At 57.6% G+C, this 18577-nt stretch carries 19 protein-coding genes; 5 read left to right on the top strand and 14 right to left on the bottom strand.

What is annotated here, in order from left to right:
* Positions 1-69 precede the first annotated feature (69 nt).
* Complete coding sequence (locus WFN61_RS08340; RefSeq protein ID WP_238081742.1) at positions 70-1635, top strand: methyl-accepting chemotaxis protein; 1566 nt, start codon at positions 70-72, stop codon at positions 1633-1635.
* Positions 1636-1679: 44 nt separating this feature from the next.
* On the opposite strand, the gene fbp is transcribed toward WFN61_RS08340, so the two are convergent.
* Positions 1680-2678 carry a class 1 fructose-bisphosphatase gene (gene fbp / locus WFN61_RS08335; protein WP_144816493.1) on the bottom strand — a complete coding sequence of 333 codons (999 nt, stop codon included), beginning with the start codon at positions 2676-2678 and terminating at the stop codon, positions 1680-1682.
* 172 nt (positions 2679-2850) lie between these two features.
* Between fbp and mpl the strand changes: the two genes are divergently transcribed.
* Positions 2851-4209, top strand: coding sequence for a UDP-N-acetylmuramate:L-alanyl-gamma-D-glutamyl-meso-diaminopimelate ligase (gene mpl / locus WFN61_RS08330; RefSeq protein WP_144816490.1), 1359 nt, complete (start codon positions 2851-2853; stop codon positions 4207-4209).
* A 45-nt stretch (positions 4210-4254) separates the two neighbouring features.
* On the opposite strand, the gene yjgA is transcribed toward mpl, so the two are convergent.
* On the bottom strand, positions 4255-4806 hold the full coding sequence (gene yjgA / locus WFN61_RS08325) for a ribosome biogenesis factor YjgA (protein WP_144816488.1): 552 nt from the start codon (positions 4804-4806) through the stop codon (positions 4255-4257).
* Positions 4807-4900: 94 nt separating this feature from the next.
* On the opposite strand from yjgA, the gene pmbA reads away from it, so the two are divergent.
* Together pmbA and cybC are read left to right on the top strand one after the other, a co-directional pair.
* The gene (pmbA, locus tag WFN61_RS08320; RefSeq protein ID WP_144816486.1) at positions 4901-6253 is read left to right on the top strand and encodes a metalloprotease PmbA; all 1353 of its coding nucleotides are present in this window, start codon (positions 4901-4903) and stop codon (positions 6251-6253) included.
* Between the two features lie 33 nt (positions 6254-6286).
* Positions 6287-6676: a cytochrome b562 gene (gene cybC / locus WFN61_RS08315; protein WP_337038515.1), complete on the top strand. Its 390-nt coding sequence runs from the start codon at positions 6287-6289 to the stop codon at positions 6674-6676.
* Between the two features lie 34 nt (positions 6677-6710).
* Here cybC and WFN61_RS08310 read toward each other — a convergent pair whose 3' ends face one another.
* The 12 genes from WFN61_RS08310 to arcA form a co-directional block, all read right to left on the bottom strand.
* A complete protein-coding gene (locus WFN61_RS08310) occupies positions 6711-7145 on the bottom strand; it encodes a hypothetical protein (RefSeq protein ID WP_222888933.1) in 435 nt (144 codons plus the stop codon).
* A gap of 135 nt (positions 7146-7280) precedes the next feature.
* Entirely contained in the window at positions 7281-7745 is a 465-nt protein-coding gene (nrdG, locus tag WFN61_RS08305; protein WP_144816477.1) for an anaerobic ribonucleoside-triphosphate reductase-activating protein, read from the bottom strand.
* Complete coding sequence (gene nrdD, locus WFN61_RS08300) at positions 7745-9883, bottom strand: anaerobic ribonucleoside-triphosphate reductase (protein ID WP_312633386.1); 2139 nt, start codon at positions 9881-9883, stop codon at positions 7745-7747. Before nrdD ends, nrdG begins: the two co-directional genes overlap by 1 nt.
* A 259-nt stretch (positions 9884-10142) precedes the next feature.
* Positions 10143-10529 carry a 2-iminobutanoate/2-iminopropanoate deaminase gene (gene ridA, locus WFN61_RS08295; RefSeq protein ID WP_042388394.1) on the bottom strand — a complete coding sequence of 129 codons (387 nt, stop codon included), beginning with the start codon at positions 10527-10529 and terminating at the stop codon, positions 10143-10145.
* A gap of 74 nt (positions 10530-10603) precedes the next feature.
* Entirely contained in the window at positions 10604-11071 is a 468-nt protein-coding gene (gene pyrI / locus WFN61_RS08290) for an aspartate carbamoyltransferase regulatory subunit (RefSeq protein WP_257758572.1), read from the bottom strand.
* A 17-nt stretch (positions 11072-11088) separates the two neighbouring features.
* Positions 11089-12021, bottom strand: a complete 933-nt coding sequence (gene pyrB / locus WFN61_RS08285) for an aspartate carbamoyltransferase (protein WP_144816469.1) — start codon at positions 12019-12021, stop codon at positions 11089-11091.
* Positions 12014-12160, bottom strand: coding sequence for a pyrBI operon leader peptide (locus tag WFN61_RS08280; RefSeq protein ID WP_174435470.1), 147 nt, complete (start codon positions 12158-12160; stop codon positions 12014-12016). The genes pyrB and WFN61_RS08280 overlap by 8 nt, the downstream gene beginning before the upstream one ends.
* An 86-nt stretch (positions 12161-12246) precedes the next feature.
* A complete protein-coding gene (locus tag WFN61_RS08275) occupies positions 12247-12738 on the bottom strand; it encodes an arginine repressor (RefSeq protein WP_257758571.1) in 492 nt (163 codons plus the stop codon).
* Between the two features lie 21 nt (positions 12739-12759).
* Positions 12760-14163 (bottom strand): YfcC family protein, encoded by a 1404-nt coding sequence (locus WFN61_RS08270; protein WP_257758570.1) that lies wholly within the window; start codon positions 14161-14163, stop codon positions 12760-12762.
* 50 nt (positions 14164-14213) lie between these two features.
* Positions 14214-15218, bottom strand: coding sequence for an ornithine carbamoyltransferase (gene argF / locus WFN61_RS08265; protein WP_144816462.1), 1005 nt, complete (start codon positions 15216-15218; stop codon positions 14214-14216).
* An 18-nt stretch (positions 15219-15236) separates the two neighbouring features.
* Positions 15237-16166 carry a carbamate kinase gene (gene arcC, locus WFN61_RS08260; RefSeq protein WP_337038512.1) on the bottom strand — a complete coding sequence of 310 codons (930 nt, stop codon included), beginning with the start codon at positions 16164-16166 and terminating at the stop codon, positions 15237-15239.
* 15 nt (positions 16167-16181) lie between these two features.
* On the bottom strand, positions 16182-17402 hold the full coding sequence (arcA, locus tag WFN61_RS08255) for an arginine deiminase (RefSeq protein ID WP_337038511.1): 1221 nt from the start codon (positions 17400-17402) through the stop codon (positions 16182-16184).
* Between the two features lie 668 nt (positions 17403-18070).
* Here arcA and WFN61_RS08250 point away from each other — a divergent pair.
* Positions 18071-18523: a YhcH/YjgK/YiaL family protein gene (locus WFN61_RS08250; protein WP_144816456.1), complete on the top strand. Its 453-nt coding sequence runs from the start codon at positions 18071-18073 to the stop codon at positions 18521-18523.
* Positions 18524-18577: the final 54 nt, after the last annotated feature.

The raw sequence follows: 18577 nt of genomic DNA, 5'->3' as shown, positions 1-18577 counted from the left end.
AGCGGTCGATAACTGTTCGAATCAGCACTATTCACGCTACGAAGTCTCTCTGCTACCGGGATCACCATCATGCTTAGAACGCTTTCGATTCGCACTGGCCTGCTCTCTCTGCTGGCCGTAATGACGTTACTCCTCCTTCTGGTCAGCGGCATCGGTATTTATGCCCTTACCCAGAGCTCCTCCTCGCTACAGCGTATTAATCACCTTCAGGGTGAGCAGATGGCAAACCTCAACGAGGGCTATACCCTGATCCTGCGTGCGCGCAACGAAGCCGGACAGGCGGTGCGCATGATGGAGGTCGGGCTGCTGGACGACGCCGGCAAGTCGGTAAAAAACATCAATAGCGAGATCGCGCAGGCCCAAAAAGGGTTGCAGGAGACCATCGACGCGGGCGTCGAGGACGAGAGCGGCAAGGCCCTGCTGGCGGCGGTCGCCAAAAGCTATCAGGCCTACAATACCCAGGGTATCGTTCCCATGCTGAAGGCCCTCAATCAGCAGAGCGCGGACGACTACTACTCCCTGCTGGAGAATCAGCTGGTGCCGGTGTCGCGTCAGTTTGATAACGATATGCAGGCGTTTCTGAACTGGGGCGAAGCACGCGGCAAGGCCGAAGTGGACGCAGTACAGGCGAGTAAAAAACGGGTGATGGCGCTGATCGTCATCGCCGCGCTGGTGACCGCCGGCATCATTGCCCTGGCATGGCTGGCGCTGCGCCATATGCTGCTTAAGCCGCTTAACGTCTCTATTCAGCAGCTGGAGCAGGTGGCGGCGGGTAACCTGACGCCGATGCAGACGGAGATAACCAGCAAGGAGTTCTCCCGCCTCAACGCCGCCATTGAGAACATGCGTCACTCGCTGGTGGGGTCGGTGACCCGCGTTCGCGACGCCAGCGCTCAGATCGATACCGGCAGCCGGGAGTTAACCGCAGGCAACGTCGATCTGGCCCAGCGCACCGAGTCTACCGCCTCCTCCCTTGAGCAGACTGCCGCCAGCATGGAGCAGATCACCGCCACGGTGAAGCAGAACGCCGCCAACGCCGAGCAGGCGCACCAGCTGGCGAAGACGGTCTCTGACACCGCCGATCGCGGCAGCGAAATGGTCTGTTATGTGATCGAGAAGATGCAGGATATCTCCGGCAGTTCGGCACGTATCGCCGATATTCTTAGCGTTATCGACGGTATTGCCTTCCAGACCAACATTCTGGCGCTTAACGCCTCGGTAGAAGCGGCGCGGGCAGGGGAGCAGGGCCGCGGCTTTGCGGTCGTGGCGGGCGAAGTACGTAACCTCGCGAGCCGCAGCGCGGACGCGGCGAAAGAGATCCGCACCCTGATCACCGACTCGCAGACTCACGTTGGGGAGGGGAGCAATCTGGCAATGCAGGCCGGTGAGACAATGGATGAGATCGCCAGCGAAGTAACGCGCATGACGAAGCTGATGCGGGAGATCGCTAACGCGTCCCACGAGCAGAGTCGGGGTATTGAGCAGGTGAATATTGCGGTGAACCAGATGGATGAAACCGCCCAGCAGAATGCCGCTCTGGTGCAGCAGTCTTCTGCTGCGACCCACTCCCTGGAGCAGCAGTCCCGCGAGCTGGTGGCCGCGATGGCCTCGTTCCGCCTGCAGGCCGCAGGCTAAAACACGTTACCCTCTCCGGCCGGAGAGGGTAACGTTACTGCGCGTCAGGCGTCCGGGTACTCGCGCATAAAGCGCTCAACGTCCTCGACCATCGCGTTGGTCCCCACGAAGAACGGACGGCGCTGGTGCAGCGACTCCGGAATAATATCCAGAATACGCTCTTTACCGTCGCTCGCCTTGCCGCCCGCCTGTTCGGCCAGGAAGGCCATCGGGTTGCACTCGTACAGCAGGCGCAGCTTGCCTTCCGGGTGGGTTGCGGTGCTTGGATAGAGGTAGATCCCGCCTTTCACCAGGTTACGGTGGAAGTCCGCTACCAGCGAGCCGATATAGCGGGAAGTGTAGGGACGGTGGGTAAGCTTATCCTCTTCCTGACAGAACTTGAGGTACTTCTTCACGCCCTGCGGGAACTTAATGTAGTTGCCTTCGTTAATGGAGTAGGTCGTACCCAGCTCAGGGAACTGCATACGCTCCTGGCAGAGGGCAAAGACGCCAAGGGAGGGATCGTAGGTGAAAGCGTGTACGCCGCAGCCGGTGGTGTAAACCATGATGGTTGAGGAGCCGTAGAGCACGTAGCCCGCAGCCACCTGCTTGTTGCCCGGCTGCAGGAAGTCTTCCACGGTGACCGGAGTGCCTACCGGCGTGATGCGGTGGTAGATAGAGAAGATGGTGCCCACAGAGACGTTAACGTCAATGTTGGAGGAGCCATCCAGCGGATCCATCAGCACCACGTACTTCGCATGCTCATAGCCATCAAAAACAACGATCTCATCTTCTTCTTCTGAGGCAATACCGGCTACGATATTCCGCGCGCGCAGCGCCGCCTTCAGTTTCTCATTCGCGAACAGATCAAGTTTTTGCTGCACCTCGCCCTGCACGTTTTCGGCCCCACTGGCCCCCAGAATATCGACCAGCCCCGCTTTATTAATATCGCGGTGGATGATTTTGGCGCCCAGCTTTATCGCCGACAGCAGCGAGGTCAGTTCCCCGGTGGCATGGGAGAAATCATGCTGCTTCTCAACGATAAATTCACCTAACGTTTTCATAACACTTTCCCTGCAATTAATGTGGAGTAAAGCGACTGTAACCATACTAACAAAGATCCGAATTAATGCGCACAGGTGAATCGCGCCAGCCAGAGTGAGATTCCGCTTAAATGCGTTTCTCTGGGCCGGACATGTGAGTAAAATGGACGCCAGTTAAAATAAGGACCGACGTATGCGCATTCATATTTTAGGAATTTGTGGAACCTTCATGGGCGGGCTGGCGCTGTTGGCACGTGCTTTAGGTCATGAAGTAACGGGATCGGACGCCAATGTGTATCCGCCGATGAGCACCCTGCTGGAGAAGCAGGGCATCGCTTTAATTCAGGGTTACGACGCCAGCCAGCTCGATCCGGCTCCGGATCTGGTGATTATTGGTAATGCCATGACGCGGGGCAATCCGTGCGTTGAGGCAGTCCTGGAGAAGAGCATTCCCTATATGTCCGGCCCGCAGTGGCTGCACGACTTTGTGCTGCGCGATCGCTGGGTGTTGGCGGTAGCCGGTACCCACGGTAAAACCACCACGGCGGGCATGGCGACCTGGATCCTCGAAGCCTGCGGCTATCAGCCTGGCTTTGTGATCGGCGGCGTGCCGGGCAACTTCGACGTCTCCGCGCGCCTGGGCGACAGCCCGTTCTTTGTGATTGAGGCCGACGAGTATGACTGCGCGTTCTTTGATAAGCGCTCCAAGTTCGTACACTATGCGCCGCGCACGCTGATCCTCAACAACCTTGAGTTCGATCATGCCGACATCTTTGACGATCTGAAGGCGATTCAGAAGCAGTTCCACCACCTGGTGCGTATCGTGCCGGGGCAGGGCAAGATCATCCTGCCAGAGAACGACATCAATCTGAAGCAGGTGATGGCGATGGGCTGCTGGAGCGAGCAGGAGCTGGTGGGCGAGCAGGGCCACTGGCAGGCGAAAAAGCTCACTACCGACGCCTCGCAGTGGGAAGTGCTGCTGGACGGCGAGCGTGTGGGCCAGGTGAAGTGGGATCTGGTGGGCGAGCACAACATGCACAACGGCCTGATGGCGATTGCCGCCGCCCGCCACGTCGGCGTCACGCCGGCGGATGCGGCTAACGCCCTCGGCACGTTCGTCAACGCTCGCCGCCGCCTGGAGCTGCGCGGCACCGCCAACGGCGTCAGCGTCTACGATGACTTCGCCCACCACCCGACCGCGATTCTGGCTACCCTCGCCGCGCTGCGTGGCAAGGTTGGCGGCACGGCGCGCATTATTGCGGTGCTGGAGCCACGCTCGAACACCATGAAGATGGGTCTCTGCAAGGACGATCTGGCCCCGTCGCTGGGTCGGGCCGATGAGGTCTTCCTGCTGCAGCCGCAGCATATTCCCTGGCAGGTATCGGAAGTGGCGGAGGCCTGCGTGCAGCCTGCCCACTGGCATGTGGATGTCGATGCGCTGACGGATATGATCGTGAAAACCGCCCAGCCGGGAGATCACATTCTGGTGATGAGCAACGGCGGCTTCGGTGGCATCCACCAGAAGTTGCTGGACAGGTTAGCGCAGAAATAAGCGTTGTAGGCCGGGGAAGCGTTAGCGCCACCCGGCGTTTACACATTACTCTTCGGCTTCCGACAGCTCGCGCAGATACTGGAAGATCAGGCGCGCGGACTTCGGCGGCTTGTTGCCGTCGCGCTCTTTCTGCGCGTTACGGATCAGCGAACGCAGCTGCTGACGGTCAGCGTTCGGCCACAGGTTTAATACGTCCGGCACCGCGTCATCACCCTCGGCGATCAGGCGATCGCGAATGTGCTCCAGCTTGTGGAAGAACGCCACCTGCTGGTTATGGCGGTTTTTCAGCTTGTCCAGCGCCTGGCGAATCGGATCGACGTCGCGCTGGCGCAGCAGTTTGCCAATCAGCTGCATCTGGCGGCGGCGGCCCTCTTTCTTGATACGCTGCGCCAGCTCAATGGCCGCGCGCAGATCGTCATCCAGCGGGATCTTATCGAGGGCGTTCTTGCCCAGGTCTACCATCTCTGCGCCGAGGCGTTTTAACTCTTCCGCATCGCGCTTAATTTCACTTTTACTGACCCAGATGATCTCATCATCTTCATCGTTGATATCATCACCGGGTACGTCGTCGAGCCAGTCATCAGGCTGCTTGGTCATCTCAGGCTCCTTAAAAAAGAGGCTAATACTAACACCCTGGGAGCACACTGAGAATGGGTTCTCTGTTAGACTTCTTTAAAACTCCCCTTACATTATGGCATTGGCGATGAAAGTAATCACACAAGTTGCAGAGCAACGCAAAGCACTGGAAGAAGCCGTCTCCACCGCCCTGGGCTTAGCCGCAGGTAAATCAGACGGCGCAGAAGTGGCGGTATCAAAGACTACCGGTATTAGCGTCAGCACCCGCTACGGTGAGGTGGAGAACGTTGAATTCAATAGCGATGGCGCACTGGGCATCACCGTTTATCATCAAAACCGCAAGGGCAGCGCCTCGTCCACCGACCTGAGTCCGGACGCTATCGCCCGCACCGTGCAGGCGGCGCTGGATATTGCCCGCTACACCTCGCCGGATCCGTTTGCCGGCGTTGCGGACCGCGATCTGCTGGCGTTTGAGGCCCCGGATCTGGACCTCTTCCACCCGGCAGAGGTTACGCCGGATCAGGCCATTGAGCTGGCCGCCCGCGCCGAGCAGGCGTCGCTGAAGGCGGACAAGCGCATCACCAACACCGAAGGCGGCAGCTTCAACAGCCACTACGGGATTAAAGTCTTCGGCAACAGCCACGGCATGCTGCAAAGCTACTGCTCCAGCCGTCACTCACTCTCCAGCTGCGTGATTGCTGAAGAGAATGGCGACATGGAGCGCGACTACGCCTACACCATGGGCCGGGCGCTGGGGGATCTCAAGTCGCCAGAGTGGGTGGGAGACGAGTGCGCGAGACGCACCCTGGCACGTCTGGCGCCACGCAAGCTCTCCACCATGAAAGCACCGGTGATCTTCGCTAACGAAGTGGCCACCGGGCTGTTTGGCCATCTCGTCGGGGCGATTGCTGGCGGCGCGGTTTACCGTAAATCTACCTTCCTGCTGGACTCCCTCGGCAAGCAGATCCTGCCGGAGTGGCTGACCATTGAGGAGCACCCGCACCTGCTGAAAGGGCTGGCCTCAACGCCGTTCGACAGCGAAGGGGTACGTACCGAACGCCGGGACATCATCAAGGATGGCATCCTGACCCAGTGGCTGCTGACCAGCTACTCCGCACGCAAGCTGGGGCTGAAAAGCACCGGTCACGCGGGTGGCATCCATAACTGGCGTATTAACGGGCAGGGCCTTAGCTTTGAGCAGATGCTGAAAGAGATGGGCACCGGGCTGGTGGTGACCGAGCTGATGGGCCAGGGCGTGAGCGGTATTACCGGCGACTACTCCCGCGGCGCGGCAGGCTTCTGGGTAGAGAACGGTGAAATTCAGTACCCGGTGAGCGAAATTACCATCGCTGGCAACCTCAAAGAGATGTGGCGCAATATGGTGACCATCGGTGACGATATTGAAACACGCAGTAATATACAGTGTGGTTCAGTGCTGCTGCCGGAGATGAAGATCGCCGGGCAGTAAGCCATTTTTAACAATAATAAAAGGACATGAGCAATGCGGAAAATGTTGTTAGCGATGTTAGCAGTCTCCTCTTTCGTTCTGGCCTCTTCTGCCGCGTTTGCGGCAGATCTGGAAGAGGATATGGAGACCCTCAACGATAATTTGAAAGTGGTACAGAAAACCAGTGATGCGGCGGAGATGAAGGATGCATTAACCAAAATGCGTACCGCCGCGCTGGACGCCCAGAAAGCGACCCCGCCGAAGATGGAAAACAAAGCGCCAGACAGCCCGGAGATGAAGGACTTCCGCCACGGGTTTGATATTCTGGTTGGTCAGATTGACGGTGCGCTAGAACTTGCCAACGCGGGTAAGGTGAAAGAGGCGCAGGCGGCAGCGGAAGAGTTTAAAACCACCCGCAATACTTATCATAAGAAGTTCCGCTAATATAACGGCGGGAGTCACCTCCCGCCGGATCTCTCTATTCCACCCCGCCATCAGGGTTATGCCTGGCTTCGACCACCTTTACCTCCGCCGGGGAAATAACCTGCTGCAGATCCTGCCGCGTTATTCGCTGACCGGACAGGGTATCAATTATTTCTTCGCTGCCGTTTGGGTATTTAGTAATTGAAACGAGACGCCCGCCATACAGCGGAATACCGGTTAATTCCATCGTATAGTCGGTCTTCTTTATCTCCTCTTTTTTTATCTGCTGCTGTTTATCGATCTCATCCTGCGTTTTAGACGTGAGCGTAATCTTCGTGCTGCTGTCGTCAGAATTCGTCGTATTATTATCGCTATTAATCTCTGCTAATTTGCTGTTATTTAGCAGAGTAGATGGGTTATCGCCGTTAGATAAATGCGAATCACCCTGCGCACTGACGGCGCTTATTTTATCTATGCCATTCATCATCATCTCCGAAAAAAATATGCTGTGCAGAAGGCAGGGGAACAGTGCCCTCAAGGGAGGTGAATACATCTGCGTTGGGTAAACGAGACAGAAAAGTTATCGGCAATGAAGAGAAATGATTTAATAAAAGCCTGCGCCAGACTAGCGCAGGTAGTGGACAACCTGATTGCTGCTGCCGCGCCAGATCAGCATCGGATCCTTCAGATCCTGGACAAACTTACCGTCGATAAGCACGTTAATCAGATCGACGACGGCCAGCTGGTCGCGGCTTAGCTCATCCAGTTTATAGCCGGTCCAGACCCAGATATCCTTTCCGGGGCATTCGGCACGGATGCGCTGCACCAGCCGGAGGATATCCGGCACGTTTTGCGGATGGAGCGGATCGCCGCCGGAGAGCGAAATGCCCTGGCGTTTGATCCGCGTATCGTTGAGATCGTTAACGATGCGATCTGCCATCTCGGCGGTAAAGGGCTTGCCCGAGTTGAGCCGCCAGGTGCTTTTGTTATAGCAGCCGGGACATTCGTGTACGCACCCCGAAACGAATAGCGTGCAGCGCGTGCCGGGGCCGTTGACGATGTCGACCGGGTAATATTGGTGGTAATGCATTACCCAATCTGCCCGTTACCCAAATGCTTGACGCGGCGCTTCACCTCTTCCTGTTTGCCGGCGTTGAACGGGCGCGCGTCCGGGCTGCCTAAATAGCCGCAGACGCGGCGGGTTACCGAGACGCGGGCGGCGTCATGGTTGCCGCATTTCGGGCAGGTAAAGCCTTTACTGGTGCACTCGAACTCGCCGGTAAAGCCGCACTCGTAGCACTCATCGATGGGCGTATTGGTGCCGTAGTAGGGCACGTGCTGATAGCTGTAATCCCAGACATCCTCCAGCGCCTTCAGGTTGTGCTGGATGTTGGGATACTCGCCGTAACAGATGAAGCCGCCGTTGGCTAACGGTGGGTAGGGCGCTTCGAAATCTATCTTGTCGTAAGGGTTAACCTTCTTCTCAACGTCGAGATGGAAGCTGTTGGTGTAGTAGCCCTTGTCGGTGACGCCCGGCACTACGCCGAACTCGGCGGTATCAAGACGGCAGAAGCGGTCGCAGAGGTTTTCACTCGGCGTGCTGTAGAGGCTGAAGCCGTACCCGGTCTCCTCTTTCCACTGGTCTACCGCCTGGCGCATCCGCTCGACGATGGCGATGCCTTTGGCACGCAGGGCCTCGCTGTCGTACATGTGCGTCTCGCCAAACAGGGCGTTAATGGTTTCGTGAATGCCGATATAACCCAGCGAGATCGAGGCGCGACCGTTTTTAAAGATGGAGGAGATCTCATCGTCGGCCTTCAGCCGCACGCCGCAGGCCCCCTCCATGTAGAGAATAGGGGCCACGCGGGCTTTCACCCCTTCGAGGCGGGCGATGCGGGTCATCAGGGCCTTGCGGGCCAGCGCCAGGCGCTCGTCGAGCAGCGTCCAGAACGCCGCCTCGTTGCCTTTTGCCTCCAGCGCAATGCGCGGCAGGTTCAGGCTGATGACGCCAAGGTTATTACGCCCGTCGTGGATCTGTTCCCCGTTCTCATCTTCATACACGCCGAGGAAGCTGCGGCAGCCCATCGGGGTTTTAAAGGAGCCGGTCACCTTCACCACCTGATCGTAGTTGAGGATATCCGGGTACATGCGCTTGCTTGCACACTCCAGCGCCAGCTGCTTGATATCGTAGTTGGCATCCCCAGGCTTATGGTTCAGCCCGTCGCGGATGGCGAACACCAGCTTCGGGAATACCGCCGTTTTGCGGTTTTTACCGAGGCCAGCAATGCGGTTGCGCAGAATCGACTGCTGGATCAGGCGTGACTCCCAGCTGGTGCCCAGCCCGAAGCCAAAGGTGACGAACGGCGTCTGGCCGTTGGCGGTGTGCAGGGTATTGACCTCGTACTCCAGCGACTGGAAGGCGTCGTAGCACTCTTTCTCGGTGCGCGAGCGGGCGTAGCCGTCGGCATTCGGGATCTGCCACTCCGCCGCCGTTTTGCGGTGCTTGTCGAAGCTGGCCGTCACGAACGGAGCCAGTACCTCATCGATACGGTTGATGGTGGTGCCGCCGTAGATGTGGCTCGCCACCTGGGCGATGATCTGTGCGGTAACCGCCGTGGCGGTAGAGATAGACTTCGGCGGTTCGATCTCGGCGTTGCCCATCTTGAAGCCCTGGGTCAGCATCCCCTTCAGGTCAATAAGCATGCAGTTAAACATCGGGAAGAAGGGCGAGTAGTCGAGATCGTGGTAGTGGATATCCCCGCGCTCGTGGGCCAGCACCACGTCGCGCGGCAGCAGGTGCTGACGAGCGTAGTGCTTGGCAACGATGCCCGCCAGCAGGTCGCGCTGGGTCGGGATCACCTTGCTGTCTTTGTTGGCATTCTCATTGAGCAGGGCGGAGTTGGTCTGCTCTACCAGGCCACGGATCTCCTGATTCAGGCGGCCACGCTTCTCGCGGGCGATATCGCGGTCGTGGCGATACTCAATATAGGCCCGCGCCAGCTGCTTGTAGGGGCCAGCCATCAGCTGGTTTTCTACTGCGGTCTGGATCTCGCTGATGTCTACCTGCGATCGCGCCTGCATCTGCTGTCTGACCACCTCTGCGACGGTAGCGCAATAGTCCGCATCATCAACGCCCGCCGCAGCGGCGGCACGCAGAATTGCTTCCTGAATACGCTCTGATTTGAACTGTACCTTACAGCCATCTCGCTTCATCACATGCGGGGTCATGATCTCTCCATAGTTAAAATGTTTTTCGCGGCGCTGGGGAAATATTAGGCGATTAATACAATATGTAGCGCCGGGACGGCATTTTAAGTGCTACATATAGTGATTTGCATCAAACAAGTTTGCGATTTTATTGACGCAGGACAAGGTAAAACGGGGAGCGTACAGAGGGCGTGCGCTGGGGGAAATGTAAATATTCAGGAAGGAAACTGACTCCGTAGGCCCGGCAAGCGGAGCGCCGCCGGGCGGTACTACGCCGCTGTTAACGACGCACGGCGATCGCTTCGATCTCGATCTTCACGTCTTTTGGCAGGCGGGCGACTTCTACGCAGGAGCGCGCCGGGAAGGCGGCCTGGTGCTCGTTAAAGAACGCTTCGTAGGTGGCGTTAACGGTGGCGAAATCGTTCAGATCTTTCACGAACACCGTGGTTTTAACAATATCGCCTACCTTCAGGCCAGCGGCTTCTACGATAGCCTTAACGTTATCCAGCGACTGGCGCGCCTGGGCCGCGATATCCTCCGGCACGCTGCCGGTTTTTGGATCGACCGGGATCTGGCCGGACGTTAGGATCATATTGCCGAGATCGACCGCCTGAACGTAAGGACCAATGGCTGCTGGTGCATTTTCCGTCGCGATGATTTTTGTCATGATTTCTCCTGAAAGCGAATGGTATTGAGGTTCCGCGCCATTATAGGCAGCGCGGAGACGATGACCAATCTGAATTAACGGGTGTGTGACAGCACCACCGCGTGAGAAAACTCTTTCTCGCAATATTTGCACTTCAGAGCAATGTCGTTGGCGCGTTGCTTCACCGCAAAGCTGGAGAACACCGGCTCGGCATGGCTGATGCAGTTGCTGTTGGGGCAGATCAGCACCGCCTCAATGCGCGACGGCAGGTTAGGTCGCGACTTGCCTACCACCTCGTAGTCGTCGATGCGGTTTACCGTCGCCTGCGGGGCATACAGCGCCAGCTGGTTAACCTGCTCGTCGGTGAGGAAGGTATTTTCGATCTTGATCAGATCCTTGCGGCCCATCTCTCCCGAGGGCAGATTCAGACCGATGGTGATCCGCTGGTCGGTTTCGGTCAGCTTAAACAGAGTCAGCAGCTTAAAGCCCACCTGCGCCGGAATATGATCGATCACCGTGCCGCGCTTAATCGCTTCGACCTGCAGTTTATTGTCGTGTGTCATCTCGTTTCCCCCCTCTGTTAGGCCAAATCGCGGTTAAGCACCAGCGCCAGCAGCGCCTGGCGAGCATAGATACCGTTGCCCGCCTGCTGGAAATACCAGGCGTGCGGCGTCTTATCCACGTCGGTGGCAATCTCATCGACGCGCGGCAGCGGGTGCAGCACCTTCATGTTGCCCCGGGCGCTGTGCAGGTCGCTGGCACGCAGGACAAACTGCGCCTTCACGTTGGCGTACTCGGACGGATCCAGACGCTCTTTCTGCACGCGGGTCATGTAGAGGATATCCACCTCCGGGATCACCTCTTCAATGGTGGCATGCTGGCTCCAGGCAATCCCGCGCTCATCCAGCATATCGAGGATATACTGCGGCATCGCCAGCGCATCGGGGGCGATAAACAGGAAGCGGTTGCCGTTAAACTTCGCCAGCGCCTGGGCCAGCGAGTGGACGGTACGGCCATACTTAAGGTCGCCCACCATCGCGATGTTGAGGTTCTCCAGTCGGCCCTGGGTCTCCTGAATGGTGAAGAGATCGAGCAGGGTCTGGGTCGGATGCTGATTTGCACCGTCGCCCGCGTTCAATACCGGAATGCCGCCGGAGAACTCGGTGGCCAGCCGCGCTGCGCCCTCCTGCGGGTGACGCATCACGATGGCGTCAACGTAGGTGCTGATAACGGAGATGGTGTCCGCCAGGGTCTCGCCTTTTTTACCCAGCGAGGTGTTGCTGCTGTCGGAGAAGCCGACCACGCTTGCGCCCAGGCGGTGCATTGCGGTTTCAAATGACAGGCGGGTGCGGGTAGAGGCTTCAAAGAAGCAGCTGGCGATCACCTTATGCTTCAGCAGCTCCGGCTGCGGGTTTGCCTTCAGGCTCGCTGCGGTCTCCAGCACCAGTTCCAGTTCTTCGCGGCTGAGATCGTTTATGGAAATGATATGTTTCTGATAGAGCGGATTAGCCATGGTTATCTCCTGACGTCTGCGCAAAAAAAAGCCCCTCAAAAGAGGGGCTATAGAAATAGGTGAGCATTGGGAAGAAAAACGGCAGGCCAGCGCCCTCTTTCAGGCGCGGTGAGACAGTGTGTCGAACGGACTTGACCATGCTTCCTCCCGGCAAATTGTCCGCGATTATACTCAGCTCATAAGGCGAATCAAGAGATCGATGCGCTATTTATCAGAAGCAAACGGTTATTTTGCATATATATGCATTTTTAAGAGATGGTTAACGCGATTGCGCACCTGGGCGGTACGCTGCACGTCACGCGGGGCGACCCAGACAATGCTGCTGCCTGCCACCACGCCAAGGATCTCCGGCAGAGCGTGATAGTCCAGAATACGGGCTACCGCTCGCCCGTATCCTGCAGCGGTATGAATAAGAATAAACTCGCGATTGTGCTCGACGTTAAGCACCATATCGGAGAGGCAGCGCGCGGCATCCGGTGCCGGGCGCAGCTGCGGATTGAGGGCATAGATCCGCTGTCCCTTGGCATTGCGGATCTTGATAATCCCCAGCAGCTTCAGCAGACGTGATACCGTGGACTGGCTGATGGTTTCAAAGCCGTGCCGCTGAAGGTCCCGGCGGATCGCCTCCTGCGACAGGTAGCTCTTCTCGGTAACCAGCTGTCGGCAGGCAGCCAGCTGCTGCTGTTCCCTGGTGGAGCAGTCGCGATAGTCCTTCATGCTCTTTCCTCCCTGTTGTGGTTAAAGCAGCGCACCGAGGCTTAATATCAAACAGATCAATACGGTCAGCATCAGCAGCAGCGGCGCGACCCACTTCAGATAGCGAACGTAGGGCACCCGGGCAATCGCCAGCCCGCCCATCACCACCGCCGAGGTGGGGGTAACCAGATTGACAATGCCGGACGCGGCCTGGTAGGTGGTGACCACCAGATCGCGATCGACGCGGGCAAAATCCGCCAGCGGAGCCATGATCGGCATGGTCAGCACCGCCAGCCCCGAGGAGGAGGGCACCAGAAACGAGAGCACCACCTCCAGCCAGTACATCACGTTAATAAACACTATGCTGGAGAGGCCGCTCACCAGCCCCTCGGCGCTGTGCAGGATGGTATGGGTAATCATGCCCTTGTCCATCACCACCACGATACCGCGGGCAATGCCGATGATTAACGCCACGCCCAGCAGATCCCGCGCGCCGTCAATAAAGGTGGAGGTCAGCTCCTCCTCGCTCATGCGGGCCAGCAGCCCGGTAATAATGGCCGCCGCGAGAAAGACGCCGGAGATCTGCCCCATCCACCAGCCCAGCACCGCCACGCCGTAGATCATCACCGCAAAGGCGAGGGCGAAGATAACCAGGATCAGCTTGCGCGTGCCGGTGAAGGCCAGATCCTGCTGGCGCTTGCCGCCCAGGAAGTGGGCGATGTTCTCATCCTGCTTATCCGCCACGATGGACCGGCTGGGATCCTGCCGCACCTGGCGCGCATAGCGCATCACCCATGCGACGCAGATAAGCCAGCCCGCCACCAGCAGGGCCACGCGCAACCAGATGCCAGTGGTAAACGGAATGCCCGCTGCGTTGGCGGCAATCACCGTGGCGAAGGGGTTAATGGTTGAACCGAGCGTGCCAATGCCCGCTCCGAGCAGCACCGTAGAGGCGGCGACCAGCGGATCGAAGCGCGCCGCCATCATGACCGGCACCAGCAGGGTGTAGAACGGCAGCGACTCTTCTGCCATGCCGTAGATCGTACCGCCTGCGGCAAAGAGTCCCATCAGGATCGGGATCATCCACTCCTCGCGGCCGCTGAGCTTCTGCGTGACGCGTTCGATCCCGGCGTCAATGGCCCCGGTTTTATTGACGATCCCCAGAAAGCCGCCGATGATCAGCACAAACAGTGCGACGTCAATGGCACCTGCCTGACCGGTATCGGGATCGTACAGGCCGCTGATGGGGGCCATAATAACGGAAACGATCCCCTGCGGTTGGGCCGTAACGTGCGCATAGGTGCCCGCGACGGGGACCTCTTTACCCAGCGTCTCGTTCATAACCATCTGATAATGCCCGGCCGGGACAATCCAGCTCAGCGCGGCAACCAGCGCGATCAGAATAAATAGAATGGTGTAAGCAGAGGGAAATTTAAATCTACGCATAGGGTTCTCTCCCTGTTTGGGCGTCACAGGTGCTGCGACGCCCGGGGTGGTTACTCGCCGAGGGTCGCCACCATCACCGCTTTGATGGTGTGCATCCGGTTCTCTGCTTCATCGAACACGATGGAGTGGGCGGATTCGAACACCTCTTCGGTGACCTCCAGCCCCTTCAGGCCCCAGGCCAGCTCAATTTCGCCTCCCACGGTGGTGTGCTCGTTGTGGAAGGCGGGCAGGCAGTGCATAAATTTCACCTGCGGATTGCCGGTGGCCTCTATGACCTGCTGGCTGATCTGATAAGGTTTCATCAGGCTGACGCGCTCGCCCCACGCCTCTTTTGGCTCGCCCATGGAGACCCAGACGTCGGTGTAGAGAAAATCAACGCCGGTGACACCCTCAGCAACGTTCTCGGTCAGGGTGATGTTTGCCCCGGTATCCCTCGCCATCTCCTGGCACTGCGCCACCAGCGCCTCGTCTGGCCAGAACGCTTTTGGCGCCACCAGCCGAATATCCATCCCCATTTTGGCCGCGCCGACCATCAGGCTGTTGCCCATGTTGTTACGCGCATCGCCCAAATAGGCAAAGCGCAGCTCGGAGAGGCGTTTACCCGGTGCGTGTTCCAGCATGGTCATGAGATCGGCCAGGATCTGCGTGGGGTGAAACTCATTGGTCAGGCCGTTCCATACCGGTACTCCGGCGTACTCTCCCAGCTCCTCAACGATCGCCTGGCCGTAGCCGCGATACTCAATACCATCGTACATGCGACCCAGTACGCGGGCAGTGTCCTTCATCGACTCCTTGTGACCAATCTGCGATCCGCTCGGACCGATGTAGGTCACCTGCGCACCCTGATCAAAGGCGGCCACCTCAAAGGCGCAGCGGGTACGGGTCGAGCTTTTCTCGAAGATCAGCGCAATATTTTTGCCGCCCAGGGTCTGCTTTTCGCAGCCCGCTTTTTTGGCGGCTTTTAGCTCCATCGCCATATCAATCAGGAAGTGGATCTCATCGGGGGTAAAATCCAGCAGCTTGAGGAAATTGCGGTTTTTCAAAGCGATTTTCATACGTCGTCCTTAATCTGTTTATTGGAGAGGATCGTTGCGGATCAGGGTTCCGCGCTCGCCAGCCAGAATGACCGGGCCATCCGGCAGGGAGCCGATCCCGGCGATGCCGTTGCAGGTCTTGACAAAGCGGCAGCAGGCGGCAATTTTTGGCCCCATCGAACCGGCGTCGAAGGTAAACCCGCTCAGCTGCTGCGGGGTGGCCTCGGTGAGCGGGTGCTGCTCTGGAGTACCCCAGTTGAGATAGACCGCGTCGGCATCGGTGAGGATCAGTAGCGCGTCGGCCTCCAGCTGGCGGGCCAGCAGCGCCGCAGAGAGGTCTTTATCAATCACCGCTTCAATACCATGGAAGCCGTCAGCCTGCTCAACCACCGGCACGCCGCCGCCGCCGTTGCAGATCACCAGATGGCCACGCTGAAGAAGTGCCTCAATAGCATCGCGCTCGACGATGCGCATCGGCTGCGGGGAGGGAACCACGCGGCGGACATAGCTGCCGTCGGCTTTAAAGCACCACCCTTTTTCGGCGGCCAGCGCGTCGGCCTGCGGCTGGTCATACACCGGCCCAATGTATTTCGTGGGGTTGGCGAGGGCAGGATCGGCGGGGTCTACCGCCACCTGAGTCAGCAGGACGCTGACTTCGCATTTTGGCAGCCGGTTTTTCAGCGACTGTTGCAGCATGTAGCCAATCATTCCCTGACTCTCGGCCCCCAAAACATCCAGCGGATAGGGCGTAACGCCGGTATAGGCGCTGTTTTGCAGCGCCAGCAGACCCACCTGTGGGCCGTTGCCGTGCACCAGCACCACCCGCCAGCGCTGGGTAAGCTGAGCGATCGTCTCGGCGGCCAGATCGATATTTTTGCGCTGGATCGCGGCCTCCAGCGGCTCGCCGCGTTTCAACAGGGCGTTACCACCAAGGGCGACCACGAGGATCGGTTTCATCTCCGTTTTCATTCTCTGCTCCTTGCCTTAAATGGCGTCGCGTTCCAGCGGGCAGCTCATGCAGCGTGCGCCGCCGCGTCCGCGTCCCAGCTCATCCCCTGGAATAGGGAGAACGGTAATCCCTGCCTTGTCGTACTTCTCGTTGGTCCAGACGTTGCGCTCGTAGCCAACCACCACGCCGGGGCGCAGGGTCAGGACGTTATTGGCATCGTTCCACTGCTCGCGCTCGGCTTCAAAGGCGTCGCCGCCGGTGGTGATCAGCTGGATCTGCGTGACGCCGAGCGCTTTCTCCAGCGCCCGCAGCAGGGTGGTCTCCTGGCGACGGGCAGTGCCGCCGTGACCGTCGGGCGTTAGCGTCCAGCACTGCACGTCCGGGCGCACCACTTCCGGGTAGACGGAGAAGGTGTCGATATCGATGTGGGTCATCACCGTGTCGAGGTGCATACAGGAGCGGTGTTTCGGCAGCTCGACGGCGATAACGCGTTCGGCCTGGCGGTGGGTAAACAGAGCGGAGGCAAGGAACTCGACGCCCTGGGGCGTGGTGCGTTCAGACATGCCGATTAATACCGTACCCCGGCCAATGACTAATACATCACCCCCTTCCAGGGTAGCGTGGTCATAATTAATGTCTTCGTCGCCGAAATATTTAATAAAGTCGCCATTTATAAACAGAGGATGCCAGCGATAGATGGCCCGCAAATTATTGGTCTCACGCTGGCGGGCCGCTTTTGCCATAGGGTTTATAGAGACACCGTTATATATCCAGCAGGAGGTATCACGGGTAAAGAGGTGGTTAGGCAGCGGCTTCATAATAAAGTCATTTGCCGTATGAATATCAACAACCATATTACTGATCGACGTCGGTATTTCACCGTAGGTCAGTCCGCCGCTTAATCGTCGGGCCAGCTCGCGGTGGGGCATATCTGCCAGCCAGCCGCGTACATCGCTGGCAAAGGCAGGCCCCAGACGATAGTCAGAGACCTGAGTTTGCAGCAGCCACTCTTTGGCATCTGGCGTATCCAGCGTCTGGGTTAAGAGATCGGTGAGTAATAGCACATCAACGCCCTGCTCACGCAGGGTAGTAGCGAAAATATCGTGCTCTTCACCCGCGCGCTCAACGGATAATACATCATCAAATAACAGGTCCTGACAATTTGAGGGCGTCAGTCTTTTCAGGCTCAGATTAGGACGGTGCAGCATTACGCTGCGTAGTTGACCCACTTCCGATCCGACGTAGTGTTTTTCCATAACTATTCCTTACGTTTTCCGGCAATAAGAGAGAGACGCTATAAAATGCGTTATTTCATAGCGTGCGAGCTTCGCTGGATTTCGTGGCTATAATAGATGCCTGTTGCATTAATTATGTGATGTCGCTCACGGGTGAAGGGTAATGGAATAATCCAATTTGGTTTATTTGAGATGGTTCAGAGAAACCGTTTTTTATTGAAATAACGCAATGCATTGCTACGCATTAATACAGGGTAATATTTGTTATTGTTAAAGATGTGTGCGGGGTGTGTTTATTTGAAAATCTATATCCGATTGAAAATAAAGAAAATATTTTTGAGTGGTGCATGGATATTCATTTTTGGGTGTTTTTTATTTCTCTGTGCCAGACATTATAAAATAAATATGCTGCCGCCTTTAGCGATAAGCTGTGACGTAATGTGTGATCGTGCTGAGGTTTTTTTTATTAGTACTCGGTTTTCAGTAGCATAATTCTCAGCGGTATTAATATAAAGCGGCACTTATGCAAAGAGCGTGCATAATCGTGTTCTGTCTTTTAACAAAAAGTTAACTTATTTGCCAATAACTATGCGCTATCGCAAGGGTTCGCTAAAAAGGGGTGGTAGGGCAAGCAAAATTCTCGTATAAAAGTTAAAAATGAAACAACGTTTTATATCGAGAGGTTACGCATGATCACAGGCAACATTCACAACCTTCAGTCCTGGCTGCCGCAGGAGCTGGCCGAGGCCATTGAGTACGTCAAACAGCACGTTAACGACGCGACGCCAACGGGCAAGCACGATATCGACGGCTCACGCCTCTTCTTCCTGCTCTCGGAAGACATGACCGAGCCGTTTGCCAAACGCCGTGCGGAGTATCACGCCCGCTATCTGGATATTCAGATCGTACTGAAAGGCCAGGAGGGAATGACCTACAGCACCCTGCCAGCGGGTACGCCGGACACCGACTGGCTGGCAGATAAGGACATCGCGTTTTTGCCGGAAGGCGAGCAGGAGAAGACGGTGGTGCTGAGCGAAGGGGATTTCGTGGTCTTCTATCCAGGCGAAGTGCATAAGCCGCTGTGCGCGGTGGGCAATCCAGCCCAGGTGCGTAAAGTGGTGGTGAAAGTATTAGTGGCGTAGTCGGGCAATGCAAAAGCCGGGCGGCGCTGGCGCTGGCCCGGCCTACATGAGCAA

The organism is Pseudescherichia sp. AS216 (assembly GCF_037152055.1).
Taxonomy (GTDB): domain Bacteria; phylum Pseudomonadota; class Gammaproteobacteria; order Enterobacterales; family Enterobacteriaceae; genus Pseudescherichia.
The sequence above is the reverse complement of the archived record's forward strand: the minus strand, read 5'-3'. Positions and strand labels throughout refer to the sequence as shown.